Below are 505 nucleotides of genomic sequence, written 5' to 3'. Positions count from 1 at the left end.
AGATTGTCGTTGAGCTGGGAGAGCGCGGCATTCACTTCAAGTCGCTGATGGAGATTTTCATCGATACGACCACCGCTGACGGGCGGCTGGTTTTTCACATCTTCGCTGCCCTGGCCGAGCACGAACGAAACAGGCTCATCGAACGTACTCAGGCGGGCTTGATTGCCGCACGGGCGCGCGGCCGGATCGGTGGACGGCCACCATCGGTCACCGATGCTCAGCTGCAGCAGGCCCACAAGATGAGAGCCGAAGGGATGAGCATTGTTGAAGCGGCGACGATTCTTCGGGTCGGACGCATGAGCCTCACCCGCGCTTTCCAACGAACAGCGGAGGAAGAAGTCAGAACATGGTCAAACTCTTCCTCGGGATAGTAGTCGGAGGGATATGGGTTAACTATCGCGTTGTCCGAGCGCTATTCGTTTTGATCCTTCGGTTGTTTCCTCTGAAGGAGCGACCGAGAAACAGAGTCGCAGGAGCCTTAAGTCTGTCATTTTGGCTTGCTTGT

General features: G+C 56.4%; 1 protein-coding gene. It reads left to right on the top strand.

The window, feature by feature from the left end:
- The coding region (locus CXR03_RS18060; protein WP_146070580.1) for a recombinase family protein at positions 1-371 on the top strand (371 nt) is incomplete at its 5' end.
- Positions 372-505 lie beyond the last annotated feature (134 nt).

The organism is Arthrobacter sp. 08Y14 (assembly GCF_002929455.1).
GTDB lineage: Bacteria > Actinomycetota > Actinomycetes > Actinomycetales > Micrococcaceae > Arthrobacter_B > Arthrobacter_B sunyaminii.
The sequence above is the reverse complement of the archived record's forward strand: the minus strand, read 5'-3'. Positions and strand labels throughout refer to the sequence as shown.